We start from the raw sequence: 14869 nt of genomic DNA on the forward strand, positions 1-14869 counted from the left end.
CTCGTTTTACTTTTTCGTTGTTCTATATCAAAATCAAAATCATGAAAAAAAGCCAGGTCTTACGTAACGGGGCAATAGCCCTCGCTGCCTTTACACTTATGGGCAGTATCAGCAGTTGTAAAAAGAAAAATGATCCAGCTCCCAACACGCTGGTGGAAGTTGCAAATTCAGCCGGACTTACTTCGTTGGTAGCAACAGTGGAAGCAGCGGGTTTAACCAATACACTCAGAGGTCCCGGTCCATTCACTGTATTTGCACCAACAAATGCGGCTTTTACAACAGCAGCTTTTCCTTCCAACACACCTGTAGCAACTTTGCAAAGCGTATTGTTGTATCATGTGTTTGATGGTAAAGTATTGGCCGCAGCCGTTCCAACAACATTAACCGCAATCGCTTCAAAAAATGCAACGACAGATACATTGTATGTGAAGCGTGTAGGTAATGATGTGTTTGTAAACGGACAGCGTGTAACAACTGCCAACGCAGAAGCTTCTAACGGTGTAGCACATGTGATTGGTCGTGTGTTGATTCCTGCAGGCGGACGAAACATTGTGCAGGTAGCTGTTGCTGCAGCACCGGCACTCGATTCATTGGTTCGTGCAGTTACGCTTGCAAGTGCTGGTACAGCAGCTGGCAGTGCTGACAACATCGCTGAAATATTATCAACAATTAATGGCGCCACTGTTTTTGCACCAACAAACCAGGCGTTTACTGATCTCCTGGCTCAATTAGGGTATACCAGTTTATCACAGATTCCGGTTGCAACACTCAGAGCGGTATTGAAACACCATGTGGTGGGCGGTGTACGAGTGTTCTCTAACGATGTTGCGGCAGGTAATGTCGGTATGGCGAATGGAACAAATGCTGTTATCGCTGTTTCAGGAGGTAACGCAACAATTAAAGGAAGCGGAGCAACAAGTGTAACAGCTACAATTGTGGCAACAGATATTATGGCGAAAAACGGGGTAGTTCACCTCATCAACAAAGTAATTCTTCCATAAGATTAGTTTAATAATTGACGCCGGCCCAAACCTTTGGGCCGGTTTTTTTGTTTTATTTACTGACTACATGTTTTTTCAGAATAAATACCGCTACTGGTTCATTCTGGCGCTGGCTGTTTATACCTATGTAAATACAGCTATTTGCCGGGTGTACGATTATTTCGAGTTACCTATTTATTGGTACCAGGCTTTCCTGAGTATATTGCTCATTACGTTTCTTAGCTGGGAGTGGAGCAGGTTGATTCAGCCTTCATTCAGCAAATGGTTCCATGGCGATGAACACATCAACAAACGCCTGCTTTCCTTTTTTGGCTTGGGTTTAGCCGGAAGTATCATTTTAACAATAATGACAGTCGTGTCGTTTGAAGTATTTGTGTTACATGTACCTATGTCGCTGGATAATCCGTTGAAGTTAACGCTCACTTATGCATCACTCATTACACTCTTGTTTCATTTATTAAATGCTGTTGTTTTTTATATGCAGAAATATAAATCGAAACAGCTGGAGGCAGAAGAGTTGTTACGTATGAACACACAGGCACAATTGCAAAGTATCCGGTCGCAGATCAATCCGCATTTTTTATTCAACAATCTGAATGTATTGTCTTCACTGGTGATGAAAAGCAGTGATGAAGCGAATGATTTTATCGAAGCATTTTCAAAAGTGTATCATTATATTTTGCGTAACCAGGATAAGGAGTTGATCGAATTGCAGAAGGAAGTGGATTTCTTACAACCTTATATGTATCTGCTGCAAAAGCGTTTCCCTGCCGGCATTGAATTGAAAACAGAAATTGATGAGCGATGGAATCATGCCTATGTTGTTCCGGTTGCCTTGCAGATGTTGGTAGAGAATGCAATTAAACACAACATCGTATCACATATCAAACCACTGGAAATAAAAATCAAAGCAAATGGAACGGCAGTACTTGAAGTGAGCAATAACCTTCAGCCCAAGGCTAACCGTGAGCCTTCGTCAAATATTGGATTGAATAATATTAACCAGCGGTATGAATTGATAACTGGCAGAAAAATTGAAGTAGTAAAGAACCAACACGAATTTAAAGTTAGTCTTCCCTTAATTGAAATAGGATGATCTGAGATCGCAAAATACTAAACCAGTAAACTGCAAACCGATGAACACAAAAAAGATCGTGATTATTGAAGATGAGCAACTGGCGGCTGAAAGGCTGGTGATTCTCCTGAAACAATATGATCCTTCAATTGAAATTATAAAGCATCTCTACAGTGTAGAAGAAAGTATTCAATGGTTAAGTACAAATGCACACCCGGATCTGCTGTTCCTGGATATTCAACTGGCTGATGGATTTTGTTTTGATATTTTTAAACAGGTGAATTACAGTAAGCCTATTATTTTTACAACAGCCTATCATGAGTATGCACTGGATGCATTTCAACTATGCAGTATTGATTACCTGTTAAAACCTGTAACTGCAGAAGCGTTAACAAAAGCTATGCAGAAGTTTATACAGCTTCAGTCGAATTTCTCTGTTATTAATTACAATCAGTTGTCTGATTTTTTTGACAATGCTTCATTTAAATCCAGATTCCTTGGCAAAGCAGGACAACGTATGTTTTTTGTTGAAACATCGGAGGTGCAGTTTTTCCAGGCCGATGATAAAATTGTGTACCTCGTAGATAAAGAGGGGAATAAACTTACTGTTGATTATACGTTGGACAGACTTGAAGGATTGTTGAATCCAAAGGAATTTTTTCGTCTCAATAGAAAATATATTGCCCGCTTCAGCAGCATTGCACAAATAAAGCCCTATGTAAACAGTCGACTTAAATTACTTTTACGCAACGGATCTAAAACAGAAGAAGTGGTGCTAAGCCGTGAACGGGTTCAGGAATTTAAGACATGGGCCGAAGCTTAACTATGTCCCAACTGTTGGTTAAGGGAAAGCATAGGATGAAACTGAAAATAAGGTGTTGATTTTTCTTCAATCAAATCCTCTTCCATCGGCTGATGTAACACATCTGAAAAACATTGCAGCATGATGTGTTTCGTTGTTTTACTCCATTGCTGAAATGCTTCACTGTTGTTTTTATAAGGCGGCATGTAATCAAGTAATACATCAAGATTAAACGAATCAGCATGTGTGCCGGCACCGGCTTTGGCTCCATCTCTTGCATTGCACCATTGTTCAAAATGTCCTTTCACCGGTACCATCAATACAGGTTTACCAAAATACATCGCTTCACACACGCTTTCAAAACCTGCTGTTGTAACGAGTGCTTTTGCGCTTGCCATGTATTGTAAAAACTTCTGATCATCTAATGAATGAAAACAAAGCGTTTCATCAAAATGCCATTTGCCTTTTACAGTAGCGCTATCAGTAAAACAATGCAGAACAATTTCAGGATGCTCTTTGTGCCAGCTGATGATATCCTGCATGTAACCGGAGTTGAGCAGGTACACAAGAATATGATCGCCTTCAAATACTTCCTGCTGAAATACTTCTTTGCGAAGCAATGGTGGTGAGATCAACACTTTTTTGTACGATGACTGGTTTAATGGATAAAAGGAAAGTGCCAATAGTTTATCGGAACCTTTAGCGGTGAGCTTTGTGTATTGCTTAATCGCAAATGCATCGCTCTTATTCCCTTCTTCCGGAAATTGAAACTCCGGATGCAGGTAAATAAACTGGTGAGCAATGGAAATAATTTTGGTATCCAGCTTTTTAAATACAGATGACAGACCGATCAAAGGTTCATAAAAATTCAGCAACAGATCGGGTTTGTATTGGGCAATTGCTTCACGGATCAGCCGCATGCTTTTGCGGTATGTTCGCCATTGCAGCATATTCTTCACGATCGTTTTGTCAATACGGATCGATTTGTTTTCTTTATCGGTGACAAAGTTTGGACTGCGGTAAGTAATGATGGGCGCTTTAATACGTTCACGAACAAACGAAGGGATCTCCCTGCGACTGCTACTCCCGATCAACACTGCACAAACAGTATGACCACGTGCAATAAGCATTTCATAAGTGGCAATGGCCTGGGTTAAATGACCACGCCCTTCGCCCTGCACAGCAAATACAAAACGGTTGTTCATAGTAATTCAGGTGTTAAACTTGGAAAATAAGTAGCAGTGTTTTGTACGGTTGTATAAGTTGTTTCTGCGGGTGTTTGTTGCTGCAGCCACTCGTTATAATAAACAATATTCCATTCGCCGTTTTCAGTTTCAACCAATGCGCTCATTGTCTCCACCCAATCGCCACTGTTGAGGTAATGGATATTGTTAATAGTTTTATCAGCTGCCTGGTGAATATGTCCGCAGATAACACCATCGCAATGATTTGCCGCCGCCACTTCACACAACTGTTCTTCATAATCAGAAATAAAGGAAACTGCTGATTTAACCTTTGCTTTTACTACCTGCGATAAAGAGTAATAAGGTAATCCTCTTTTGGTGCGGTAGTGATTGTAATGCCGGTTGAGCCAGAGTAAAAATGTATAACCAATATCACCCAGCTTGGCGAGCCATTTTAATTTGGTTGTAACAGTATCAAAAATATCACCATGCACCACATAGTATTTCTTGTCGGCACTTTGCAGAATGTGATGGCGCTTTATAATGAATTGTCCAAAGGAGAAGGGTAATATCTCATCAAGAAAATCGTCATGGTTACCCCGCAGGTAAATCACCTTTGTATTGTATTTGTGCATGTACTTCATAATGATGCGGAAAAAGGAAGTGTGTTTCTTTTTCCATTCACCTGATTTACGGAGTTGCCAGCCATCGATGATGTCACCGTTCAGAATAAGCGTATCACATTTGTGATGGCTTAAAAAGTCCACAGCCTCTTTTACCCGTGAATTACGGATACCAAGGTGGATGTCGGAGAGGATAATTGTTTTGTAATAGGTCTTCACAAAGAAGGGTTTTACAAAGGTTGAAACCAATTGTTATCAAACTATTGATGAATGATTAAAAGAGAATGAATAAATTGTAATGAAATTGTTAAGCCGAAGGTTGCCAACCCTGCTTCGCCGCTTTAAATCATTGTGATACTGCTCAGGGTTGGCAACCTTATACTTTATACTAATCATCATGCATTACATTCCGCATCTCTCAAAAGATAAAAAACTAAAGAAAGTACTTGACGCACAGGAACCACACATATTGGTGAAGCGTAAGAAGATCTACCTGTATCTCTGTGCATCGATCATGAGTCAGCAGTTGAGTACCAAAGTGGCTGATGTGATCTACAAACGTTTTCTCGCATTGTATGGAAAGAAAGAACCAACTGCACAACAGATACTCGACACACCGTTTGAAACATTGCGTGGCATTGGATTGAGCAATGCAAAGACAAACTATGTACACAACGTTTGCCGCTTTTTTATTGATGAGAAGCTCTCCGATGCCCAGCTGTATAAAATGAGTGATGAAGCAGTGATTGAAAAACTGACGCAAATAAAAGGTGTAGGACGATGGACCACAGAAATGATCCTGATGTTTGCATTGCAACACGAAGATGTTTTGCCTGTTGATGATCTTGGTATACAGCAGGCTATGATCAAACTATATAAGATCGAGTACGAAAACAAAAAGGAACTTTACGAGAAAATGCAGAAACATGCAACCAAATGGAAGCCTTACCGCACTTATGCTTGTGTACATCTGTGGAAATGGAAGGATAATAAGCCACCGGTTGATAAAACGAAGTAACAGTTATATGTTGAACGTAGTGTTATGAAAAAACTACTTGCCATAGTTCTGTTGTTGTGGGCAACACAACTCAGTGCCCAGGACGGTCCCACTGCCGGCTCAGCTTTGCGTTCACTTTCAGGTGTTGATATGATCTCCGGCAAAGTGATCGATGTAGTGTTCAGGGAAGCGAAAGAATATACATTGTTCCATTTCTGGAAAAGCGAAAGCGACAGTTGCATCAAACAGTTTCCTGCACTTGTTACACTTATTAAAGATTACGAATCCAAGATCACCGTGTATGGTTTTCCTTACGAATACAAACAGCAAATACCTGCTGCAAAAGCCATGACGGCAAAGTATAAACTCAACTGGGCGCATTTGCTGCAATACAGGCAAACAAATCCGGAAGGAGCCAACGTAATTGATGTATTGAAAATAAATGAGTTTCCTACTTATATGTTGCTGGATAAAGAAGGAATGATCCTGGTGAGATCTGGTTCTTTGGAAGATGTGCAGGTTGTGCTGAAGAGGTTAGATTAATATTATGTTTTGGCAAAGAGAAGAGAGAGCGCTAAGACCACGCAGAGTAATCATTCTGCGTTGAACTCCTCATCTCTTTTCTCTGCGCCTAAGTTTAAACTACAACCGTCTCACAGTTCTTCAAATACGCTTCATCAACCGTTGCACCAATCCCAACCGCCTCATCAATTTCCACAATACCATTCTCAAGAAACTTCATACCGCCAACAACAGGATCTTCTTTCAGCATTAATGGTGTATCAAGATCGTAATGAACAATGAGATCGCTGCTGTAAGCAAAATGCACCAAAGCTGTGATGGCCAAGCGGCTCTCCATAAAACAACCAACCTGCAGTTTCAACTTATTTGCTTTGGCAACTTCCACGATCTTTAATGCATGCCAGATGCCGCCACTCTTTCCCAGCTTTACATTAAAATAATCACAGGCGTTGAGTTTAGCTAAGCGTTCTGCATCATGTTCATCAAAACAACTTTCATCACTCATGATCTTAATGGGGCTGTTCTTTCTTACTTCAGGTAATGCCATATAGTTCCAACGGGCAATCGGTTCTTCGCAATGTTCAATGCCGTAAGTTGATAATGCCTGCAATGTATCAATCGCTGTTTCAACAGACCAACCTTGATTTGCATCAATACGCAAGGGTAATTCATTGCCAATTGCAGTTCGTATTGCTTTTATGCGTGCAACATCTTCTTCTGTTGTTGTACCAAGTTTTACTTTAATGGAAGGGAAGCCCGCTGCTTTGTATTCAACTGCTTCGTTCGCCATCTTTTCGGGAGAACCAAGTCCCACCGTCATATCAGTAGAGATTACTTTATTTTTTGTCCCACCAAGTAACTGATACAGGGGCTGATTCATGAATTGCGCAGCAATATCATAGAGTGCCATGTCAAAGGCACTCTTAATACTTTCGTTACGTGTAATAAGCCTGTCCATTGCCAACACACATTCTTCAATGCGTAACGGATCTTTTCCTTTCAGTAATCCGGCGAGATATTGTCCAACGATAAAGCAAGTATCCATGCTTTCGCCATTGATACTCATGTAGGGGCTGCATTCGCCATAACCGCTAATGCCTTTGTTGGTGCGAATGATCACAAGTACATTGTCAGCATCGTATTGTGCTCCCAGTGAAATAACAAAGGGTTGTTTTAACGGAATACGCAGTTTGTATAACTCAACAGAAGTGATTTGTAATTGCATAAGATGAAGGTAATGAATCAAAAAAATCCGGATCAAACTTAGTAATTAAAAATATATATCATAGTTCTTGCAGTTGGCTGAAACCTTAACTAACTTAACTATCTCTTACAAAGAAACTTCACGGACCATTAAATTCTCCGGGCGATGATGTTTGGCCGGGAATAATCACTTCTTGTCCTGCCTTTACATCTCAGCTCATCCTCCTCCTGAAAGCAGTAACTGATTAATTAACCTTCAAAACAGACAAGTATGAAAAAACAAATTTTTCAGGTGTTGATGTTATTGTTTTTGATCAACAGCATCTTTAGTTCCTGCAAGAAATCATTTGATGATCCTGTTTCAAAAATTGATGAAAAATTTCCTGAGAATGACGCCAGCCTTGTGGTAATGCCGGGCAGTGGTTCTTTTTCTTCCTCAGTTAATGGCAGAAACGAAGAGAAGTACAATACGTTCTATGGTGCGCAAGTGCAAATAGGGAACGGGCATGTGCGTTCATGGATCAACATAACGCACAGCGGCAGACCATTGGCAATTGGACTTGAAATGACAGGTGGTGCATTAACCAATCTTCCTGAAGATCCAAATGATCATATGGCAGCAACGTGGCACTTAAAACTGCATCAAAAAGCGCATGCAGTTACTCCTTTTGATCACATCATGCTCAACTGGAATGTAATGGGACATGAGCCGCCGCCAATTTATGGGTTACCACATTTCGACATGCATTTTTATAAAGTAGGCATGAATGAAGTGATGAATATGTCTGATCCTGTTAAATTCAATCTGCTTCCGCCTCCGGGTTATATTCCTGCTGCTTATTTGTTTACAGGTGGTGTGCCTATGATGGGATCGCATTGGGTTGATCTGATGTCGCCTGAATTGTTACCTCCGGCAGATCCAAACTATGCAGCATTTACACATACCATGATTTATGGTTCTTACGATGGCGAAGTTATTTTTGTTGAACCAATGATCACACGGGCGTTTCTTCAATCGGGTGCAACTGTGCATAAATGGTACAGGCAACCAATGCATTTCGATCCTTCTAATACCTATTATCCTCAACGATATAATATCTGGAAAGCTGAAAAGAACGGAAGGCATTATGTAGCGCTTGACGAAATGATGATGCGATAACGATCACTTACCAAAAAAGAAAAGAGCGTTTGATCAAACGCTCTTTTCTTTTTTAGCAAACACTGATTTATTTTACCAGCTTCAGTTCTTTTACCAGGTGTTCTGCGCCACCTAATTTATCAATGCACCAAAGTACATAACGGATGTCAACACAAATGGTACGGTTCAGATCCTTATCAAATGCCAGCTTATGACTTAATGCTTCGTAGTTACCATCGAATGCGAGACCGATCAATTCACCATTGCCGTTAATAACCGGTGAGCCGCTGTTGCCTCCGGTAATGTCATTCGTGGTGATAAAGCCAATCACAAGATCGTTGCGGCTTTTATCGATGTACTGACCAAAATCTTTTTTCTTCAGCAGGTCAATTTGCTTTGAAGGAAGATCAAATTCATAATCGCCCGCTTTATATTTTTCCAGCAAGCCTTTTGATGTTGTAACAAAATCATATTTCACAGCATCTTTGGGCACATAGCTTTTTACATTACCATAAGACACACGCATGGTGAATGTAGCATCAGGATACATCTTCTTTGCTTTTGCAGGATTCATTTCCATAATACCTTTGAGGTAAAGTCGTCCCAAGTCGTTGTTCTTATTGTTGAACTCCGTAAAGCGTGGAAGAAATTTGGTGTTATAGTTTTTAGTGAAGGCACTGCCAATGGCAAAAGCAGGGTCCTGCTGCAGTTTCAAGGCATCAGGATTAGCGGCAAATGCATTCCATTTTGCATCATTTAAAATGATCGTATTGGCAAAAACAGCAGCTGCATATTTTTTCCATGTAGCTTCATCTTTCAGATCGCCAAAACTACCTTTCACACTTTCAAAGAAACTGATGGGGTGTTGCTCTTTTGGTACATCCTGATAAAACATCATTAATGCGGTGGCCACAATTTTTTCATCGCTCACTGCATTGTGTCCTTCAAGAAAATTTTTGCGTGATTCAGTAACTGCATTCATTGCTTTGCTGATATCATCTTTTGTTGCATTTGTTTTAGCAAGTGCAGCTTCCAGTTGCAATAAAGTTGAAGCGAAGGACAGTAATGGTGAACCGTAAATACCTTCCGTCATATAAACACGGTGTTGCGCATAGGGTCTCCATGCTGTGTATGCTTTTTCCCATTCAGAGAATACGTTCGCATATTCAGGTTTGCCTGTTGCCCATTTAATAAATGCGTCTTCTGCTTTTTGCTTTTGTCCGTACACATCGTATTTCAGCAGCTGCTTTGTTTCACCATCATAAAACTTCCAATAGTTTGCAATACTTGCGTAGCTGCTGGCAAGTTTTAATTTAACAGCAGGGTCTTTCTGCATTTCTGCGAACATATATTTCAAACGCATGTCACGCAATTTCACCAATGTTGGATTATTGATGTCGGTAGATAGTTTTACACCCAACGAAGTTTCGTAACGGTTGGTGCTGCCGGGGTAACCCCAGGTCATAGCGAAATCACCATCTTTCAATCCACGGATAGAAACCGGTAAAAAGTATTTTGGTTTTAGGGGAATATTCTCTGCGCTGTAATCAGCAGGTGCTCCATCTTTTGATGTGTACACACGAAACACACTGAAATCACCTGTATGACGTGGCCATTCCCAGTTGTCAGTATCGCCACCAAACTTACCTACGCTTTCCTGTGGCGTGCCAACAAGACGGATGTCTTTGTAACGCTGATAAATAAATGCGAGGAACTGATTGCCTTTAAACAAAGGGCTTACACGACATTCAATTGATTGATCAATGTTTGATAAACGTTTGTTGATAGAAGCAAGTACCGAAGCTTGTTTATCGGCTCTTTCTTTACCACTCAATGAACCAAGCGAATCATTTACTTCTTTGGTAACATCGGTGATGCGTAAAAGAAACTGCACGTTTAATGCGGTGCGGATCTCTTCGCTGTGATTCTTTGCATAAAAACCATCACGCAGATAATTGTGATCAACCGTTGATGCGTTGGCAATAGCACCGTAACCGCAGTGGTGATTGGTAAAGATCAATCCTTTGCTGCTGACGATTTCGCCGGTGCATCCGTTTCCGAAAATAATGATCGCATCTTTCAGCGATGCTTTGTTGATATCGTACAATTGCTGACTGGTAAGTTTCAACCCTTTCTTTTGCATATCAGCATAAACCTGTTCGCCTAACAATAAGGGTAACCACATGCCTTCATCGGCATAGCTTCGTAACAAGGTAAACGTTACGAGCATCGTTAAAATAATCTTCTTCATACTTGTTTAATTTACGGGGACAAAACTACGGTAAAAACTACCGGATACGAACGACTGTTATCAGCTTTTAACGTCTTGTTGCTGCTGTGTCGGCGTAGTTTGTGCAGGTTTTGCAGGAGACTCGTTGAAGTATTGATTGGTATGGCAATTATCGCCATCGCAGCAAGGCAATGCATTGGTAAAACAAACAGGGCATTGGTAGTGGCCATGTACATGAACCAGCTCAACAGTATGACCGCAAAATAAACATTGCTGCATACCTGAAATTAAGCAGGGCTTATGAAAAAACAAAAAGCAGAGGCTTAACGATAACCAACCCATGTCCTGTTTCTTGCATCATACAGGAAATAAGTATTGTTGCTGAAACTGAAATTGAGTTTATCTTTTACAATAGCATCAGCAGGCAGTTTTAATTTCTGATACAACAGGCCATCATTTTTACTGTACAATTCAATCTCTTTTGTCTGCACATTCAGCAAACCAAACTCCGCATTGCTGATGCCGGTGTACACAACTGTTGTTGTATTATATTTTGTAAGCACGGCATTTGAATCAATTACAAGATCAGCAGGAGGGGGTGTTTTTTTTGAATAGCCTGTTTTCAACAAAAATGTTTTTTCTTTTATTTCTGCACCGGTAGCGGCGTTATACGAAACAACAGTTGATCCCTTGAGGAAATGCACCAGGTTTTCCCGCAGGTTGTATTGTGCAACTGAATTAGGATGCGGTTGTAACTGGCCGGGTAAAAACTGTTTCACATCATATGGTACACCTGCATCATCCATTACATAAGTTACCCAACCTCCGTTGCCAAATACATTTCCCTGGAAAGTTTTGAGTGCGTTGTTATACCACAAGCCACGAACGTCGGCTAATATCGAAAGATCAGGTGGCGACATCATTTCACCCACCTGGTTAAAATAAGCAAAGCTGTATGTCTTATTGCCGGCAATTGTTGCATAGAAATAACGGTTCTTTCCATTCTGTGCAACGGTGCCGCCATTATCGCCACCTCTCGGCATTTTCAGTTCAATGGTTTTGCGTAGTTGACGAACAGATTGTGCATTGATACTGTCAATAAAAAAGATACTGCAAACAAAAACTGCTAAAACAATATTTGCCGGTTTCATGAAAAACGGATTGATGAAGAATAAAATTAACGAAAGCTGCAGCACTTACTTGTTAAAAAATGAAACCGAAGAGTTCCATCAGCAAGGCAATACTGATGTGTACCAGCAAACCGCCCCATATACTTTTGCTGTGGTAAGAAATACTGCCGAGGATCAATCCGCCAAAAAAACTACTAACCGCTTCCATCATTGGTTTGCCGAGGTGAATGGAAAAGTAAAACAATGCTACCGGCAAGAGACATTGCTTGCCGATGAGTTTTGAAAGAGCGATAATGAGAAAACCACGAAAGAAAAATTCAATGGTAAAAAAATCAGCTGCGTAGGCTGTTTCAAATAATAAATAATGAAAGGGATTTGCTGCATCGCCCAACTGCCGGCCAACGATAGCTGCTTTGGGATATACCAGCGAAAAGTCATGTTGTAACGATGCCCACACAAGCAGCGGTAACATAACAGCGATCAACAAAACATAGGTCTTCAGCGATTGTGTTTGTTTGATACCGTATAAGGTCCATTTTTTTTCCAACAGCCAATGCACGAGCATGAGCAGCGGCAACACAATAAGCAAAGCTCCGAACCAATTCATCGGTTGCTGAAAAGCTTTCTGGTAATGACCACCGACCGTACTAGATAATAACTTATGAAAGGGTAGTGAAACTTTTAGCGCAAATAGAATTGGTGCAGCAATCAATATGAATTGTACTTGTTTTTTTTGGAACAGTGCTGTTCCGTTTTGAATCAGAAATCCGGCTGTAAAAAAGAAAAAGAACAGTAAGCTATACCAAATAAATGCGTAGTTAAAAGGAACGTTGCGCAACCAAAATGAAACAGAAGTATAATAGTTAAGAAAACAAACAACAGCGATCAATAAAAAACTGATCGCATATTTTTTGAACATTGCCGGTTGCAACAGATCGGCAACTGTGGTAGCAAAGAGTTTTTTCAAAACAATAAGTTAGGCTTTTTTGAAAGGTACTCAGCTTGTACTAAGCATTCAACTTCTGCCACAGAATATCTTTCAGCTCAGTGAGTCCCTTACCTGTAACAGATGAAATAAATACATGCGGAATATTTTTCGGCAATTCTTTTTCAATTGCTTCTTTCAATTCATCATCCAGCATATCGCTTTTACTGATAGCAATGATGAATTCTTTCTGCAGCATTTCAGGGTTATATTCTTCCAGTTCCTTATGCAAAATTTCAAATTCTTTTTTGTGATCATCACAATCGGCCGGAATTAAAAACAGTAACACAGCATTGCGTTCAATATGCCTTAGGAAACGATGACCAAGACCTTTGCCTTCAGCAGCACCTTCAATAATTCCCGGCAGATCAGCAATGCAAAAACTTTTTCCATCACGGTATTCAACCATGCCGAGCTGTGGCACCAACGTGGTAAATGCGTAATCAGCAATCTTCGGCTTTGCAGCAGTGATCGATGAAAGCAAGGTTGATTTACCGGCATTCGGAAATCCTACCAAACCAACATCAGCCAATACTTTTAACTCCAACTGCATCCAACCTTCTACACCGGGTTCACCGGGTTGCGCATGTTCAGGTGCCTGGTTGGTAGGCGTTGCAAAATTGGCATTGCCCAAACCGCCACGTCCACCTTTCATTAAGATGATTTGCTGACCATGTTCCAGAATTTCAGCCTTCACTTCACCAGTTATTTCATCACGTGCAATGGTACCCAATGGCACTTCAATAATAATATCCTTGCCATCCTTACCGGTCATATTGTTCTTGCCGCCCGGATCGCCATCATCGGCCAACACATTTTTATAATAACGTAAATGGAGTAAGGTCCAGAGTTGCGAATTGCCTCTTAAAATAATATGAGCGCCACGGCCGCCATCCCCACCATCAGGTCCACCAAAGGCAGTGAGTTTATTCCGCATAAAATGCTTGATACCCGCACCACCATGCCCGCTGCGGCAAAATACCCGTATGTAATCAATAAAGTTCTTTTCCATGCTGGCGGCAAAGATAGTTTTTATGGAGCGAGCAGCCGTATTTCTGTTCAATTGCATGGGCGTTGCACACTTGTGCTATAGAATCTGTATTGGAAACCAAGCAATAGATTTAATTTTCAGAAAATATTGAAAATACGGAAAATAAGATTTAAGTTTGTGCTGTCATTCAATCAAACAGGTTTTATGAACACAATCGCCTACATCGTTTACTTACTGCTCACTTATCTTATCACAGTACATGTGGGGTTGAGGTTTTACAGAAACGGAAGGCTTTATATTCTCAATTTGCTGAACGCCGACGATGAACTCACCAATTTCATAAATCGATTATTACTCGTTGGCTACTATCTTCTCAACCTTGGTTATGCAGCCATCATGATCAGCTTTTGGGAACCCATTACCAGTTGGCTTCATCTGTTCACCAGTATCTGCATTATGACCGGCCGCATTATGCTGACACTTGGCGTGATCCACTTCATAAATATGACAGTGATTTATTTTCTAAGTAAGCAAAAACAATCTCTTCTCACTTCAAAAAAGAAATAGTCATGAACACTTCTTTCAACTTCACCGCCTACCTTATTTATCTACCTGTTGTTATTTCTCTTACCTGGTATGTAGCCTATGTGCTCTTTAGAAACAGTCGGACTTTTATGCTCGATATTTTTCACGGCAAAGAAGAAATAGCCACCTCAACAAACACACTGTTTAAAACAGGCTTTTACTTATTGAATCTTGGCTTTGCTCTTGTGATTATGGAAATAGCAGCAGACATTCTTGATGGACAAACAATGCTTGAAATACTGAGTTATAAAATCGGCGGCTTCAGTATTTATTTAGGGCTTATGTTGTTCTTTAATCTATATCTTTTCTTCAGGGGAAGAAGAGTATCAAGAGAACGCAGTCGCATTGCTGAGATCGTAAAGAATGCAGAACAACGAAATGTATAGTGTTACTGATAAAAAGC

15 protein-coding genes are annotated in these 14869 nt (G+C 40.5%); 8 read left to right on the top strand and 7 right to left on the bottom strand.

Translation table 11 applies throughout. The features are described from left to right. The first annotated feature begins 41 nt into the window (after positions 1-41). From H4075_RS01210 to H4075_RS01220, 3 genes are all read left to right on the top strand, one after another. Entirely contained in the window at positions 42-1001 is a 960-nt protein-coding gene (locus H4075_RS01210) for a fasciclin domain-containing protein (RefSeq protein WP_182803385.1), read from the top strand. Positions 1002-1068: 67 nt separating this feature from the next. Next, on the top strand, positions 1069-2097 hold the full coding sequence (locus tag H4075_RS01215) for a sensor histidine kinase (RefSeq protein ID WP_182803386.1): 1029 nt from the start codon (positions 1069-1071) through the stop codon (positions 2095-2097). A 40-nt stretch (positions 2098-2137) separates the two neighbouring features. After that, on the top strand, positions 2138-2899 hold the full coding sequence (locus H4075_RS01220; protein ID WP_182803388.1) for a LytR/AlgR family response regulator transcription factor: 762 nt from the start codon (positions 2138-2140) through the stop codon (positions 2897-2899). On the opposite strand, the gene H4075_RS01225 is transcribed toward H4075_RS01220, so the two are convergent. Beyond that, positions 2896-4083, bottom strand: coding sequence for a glycosyltransferase family protein (locus tag H4075_RS01225; protein ID WP_182803390.1), 1188 nt, complete (start codon positions 4081-4083; stop codon positions 2896-2898). The two genes, H4075_RS01220 and H4075_RS01225, sit on opposite strands and share 4 nt — an antisense overlap. Then, entirely contained in the window at positions 4080-4904 is an 825-nt protein-coding gene (locus tag H4075_RS01230) for a UDP-2,3-diacylglucosamine diphosphatase (protein WP_182803392.1), read from the bottom strand. The genes H4075_RS01225 and H4075_RS01230 overlap by 4 nt, the downstream gene beginning before the upstream one ends. Before the next feature lie 178 nt (positions 4905-5082). Between H4075_RS01230 and H4075_RS01235 the strand changes: the two genes are divergently transcribed. Both H4075_RS01235 and H4075_RS01240 read left to right on the top strand, forming a co-directional pair. Next, positions 5083-5703: a DNA-3-methyladenine glycosylase family protein gene (locus tag H4075_RS01235; protein ID WP_182803394.1), complete on the top strand. Its 621-nt coding sequence runs from the start codon at positions 5083-5085 to the stop codon at positions 5701-5703. A 24-nt stretch (positions 5704-5727) separates the two neighbouring features. Next, entirely contained in the window at positions 5728-6225 is a 498-nt protein-coding gene (locus H4075_RS01240) for a TlpA family protein disulfide reductase (RefSeq protein ID WP_182803396.1), read from the top strand. Between the two features lie 94 nt (positions 6226-6319). Here H4075_RS01240 and H4075_RS01245 read toward each other — a convergent pair whose 3' ends face one another. Further along, positions 6320-7429 carry a mandelate racemase/muconate lactonizing enzyme family protein gene (locus tag H4075_RS01245; protein WP_182803398.1) on the bottom strand — a complete coding sequence of 370 codons (1110 nt, stop codon included), beginning with the start codon at positions 7427-7429 and terminating at the stop codon, positions 6320-6322. A gap of 249 nt (positions 7430-7678) precedes the next feature. Between H4075_RS01245 and H4075_RS01250 the strand changes: the two genes are divergently transcribed. After that, complete coding sequence (locus tag H4075_RS01250) at positions 7679-8566, top strand: DUF5602 domain-containing protein (RefSeq protein ID WP_182803400.1); 888 nt, start codon at positions 7679-7681, stop codon at positions 8564-8566. Positions 8567-8633: 67 nt separating this feature from the next. On the opposite strand, the gene H4075_RS01255 is transcribed toward H4075_RS01250, so the two are convergent. From H4075_RS01255 to obgE, 4 genes are all read right to left on the bottom strand, one after another. Then, positions 8634-10796, bottom strand: coding sequence for a S46 family peptidase (locus tag H4075_RS01255; protein WP_182803402.1), 2163 nt, complete (start codon positions 10794-10796; stop codon positions 8634-8636). Between the two features lie 302 nt (positions 10797-11098). After that, positions 11099-11926, bottom strand: a complete 828-nt coding sequence (locus tag H4075_RS01260) for a hypothetical protein (RefSeq protein WP_182803403.1) — start codon at positions 11924-11926, stop codon at positions 11099-11101. 52 nt (positions 11927-11978) lie between these two features. Further along, positions 11979-12872: a CPBP family intramembrane glutamic endopeptidase gene (locus H4075_RS01265; RefSeq protein WP_182803405.1), complete on the bottom strand. Its 894-nt coding sequence runs from the start codon at positions 12870-12872 to the stop codon at positions 11979-11981. A 40-nt stretch (positions 12873-12912) separates the two neighbouring features. Next, positions 12913-13902 carry a GTPase ObgE gene (gene obgE / locus H4075_RS01270; RefSeq protein WP_182803407.1) on the bottom strand — a complete coding sequence of 330 codons (990 nt, stop codon included), beginning with the start codon at positions 13900-13902 and terminating at the stop codon, positions 12913-12915. A 183-nt stretch (positions 13903-14085) separates the two neighbouring features. Between obgE and H4075_RS01275 the strand changes: the two genes are divergently transcribed. Next, on the top strand, positions 14086-14448 hold the full coding sequence (locus H4075_RS01275) for a hypothetical protein (RefSeq protein ID WP_182803409.1): 363 nt from the start codon (positions 14086-14088) through the stop codon (positions 14446-14448). Positions 14449-14450: 2 nt separating this feature from the next. Next, positions 14451-14852 carry a hypothetical protein gene (locus tag H4075_RS01280; protein ID WP_182803411.1) on the top strand — a complete coding sequence of 134 codons (402 nt, stop codon included), beginning with the start codon at positions 14451-14453 and terminating at the stop codon, positions 14850-14852. The last annotated feature ends 17 nt before the right edge of the window (positions 14853-14869 follow it).

It is taken from the genome of Lacibacter sediminis (assembly GCF_014168535.1).
In the GTDB taxonomy this organism is placed as follows: Bacteria; Bacteroidota; Bacteroidia; order Chitinophagales; family Chitinophagaceae; genus Lacibacter; species Lacibacter sediminis.

Excerpts from the sequence above, each read along its gene's own strand:
- H4075_RS01240 (WP_182803396.1), top strand. The coding sequence starts at position 5,728 with ATGAAAAAACTACTTGCCATAGTTCTGTTGTTGTGGGCAACACAACTC.
- H4075_RS01220 (WP_182803388.1), top strand. The coding sequence starts at position 2,138 with ATGAACACAAAAAAGATCGTGATTATTGAAGATGAGCAACTGGCGGCT.
- H4075_RS01260 (WP_182803403.1), bottom strand. The coding sequence starts at position 11,926 with ATGAAACCGGCAAATATTGTTTTAGCAGTTTTTGTTTGCAGTATCTTT.
- H4075_RS01225 (WP_182803390.1), bottom strand. The coding sequence starts at position 4,083 with ATGAACAACCGTTTTGTATTTGCTGTGCAGGGCGAAGGGCGTGGTCAT.
- H4075_RS01210 (WP_182803385.1), top strand. The coding sequence starts at position 42 with ATGAAAAAAAGCCAGGTCTTACGTAACGGGGCAATAGCCCTCGCTGCC.
- H4075_RS01255 (WP_182803402.1), bottom strand. The coding sequence starts at position 10,796 with ATGAAGAAGATTATTTTAACGATGCTCGTAACGTTTACCTTGTTACGA.
- H4075_RS01250 (WP_182803400.1), top strand. The coding sequence starts at position 7,679 with ATGAAAAAACAAATTTTTCAGGTGTTGATGTTATTGTTTTTGATCAAC.
- H4075_RS01235 (WP_182803394.1), top strand. The coding sequence starts at position 5,083 with ATGCATTACATTCCGCATCTCTCAAAAGATAAAAAACTAAAGAAAGTA.
- H4075_RS01215 (WP_182803386.1), top strand. The coding sequence starts at position 1,069 with ATGTTTTTTCAGAATAAATACCGCTACTGGTTCATTCTGGCGCTGGCT.
- H4075_RS01245 (WP_182803398.1), bottom strand. The coding sequence starts at position 7,429 with ATGCAATTACAAATCACTTCTGTTGAGTTATACAAACTGCGTATTCCG.
- H4075_RS01275 (WP_182803409.1), top strand. The coding sequence starts at position 14,086 with ATGAACACAATCGCCTACATCGTTTACTTACTGCTCACTTATCTTATC.
- H4075_RS01280 (WP_182803411.1), top strand. The coding sequence starts at position 14,451 with ATGAACACTTCTTTCAACTTCACCGCCTACCTTATTTATCTACCTGTT.
- obgE (WP_182803407.1), bottom strand. The coding sequence starts at position 13,902 with ATGGAAAAGAACTTTATTGATTACATACGGGTATTTTGCCGCAGCGGG.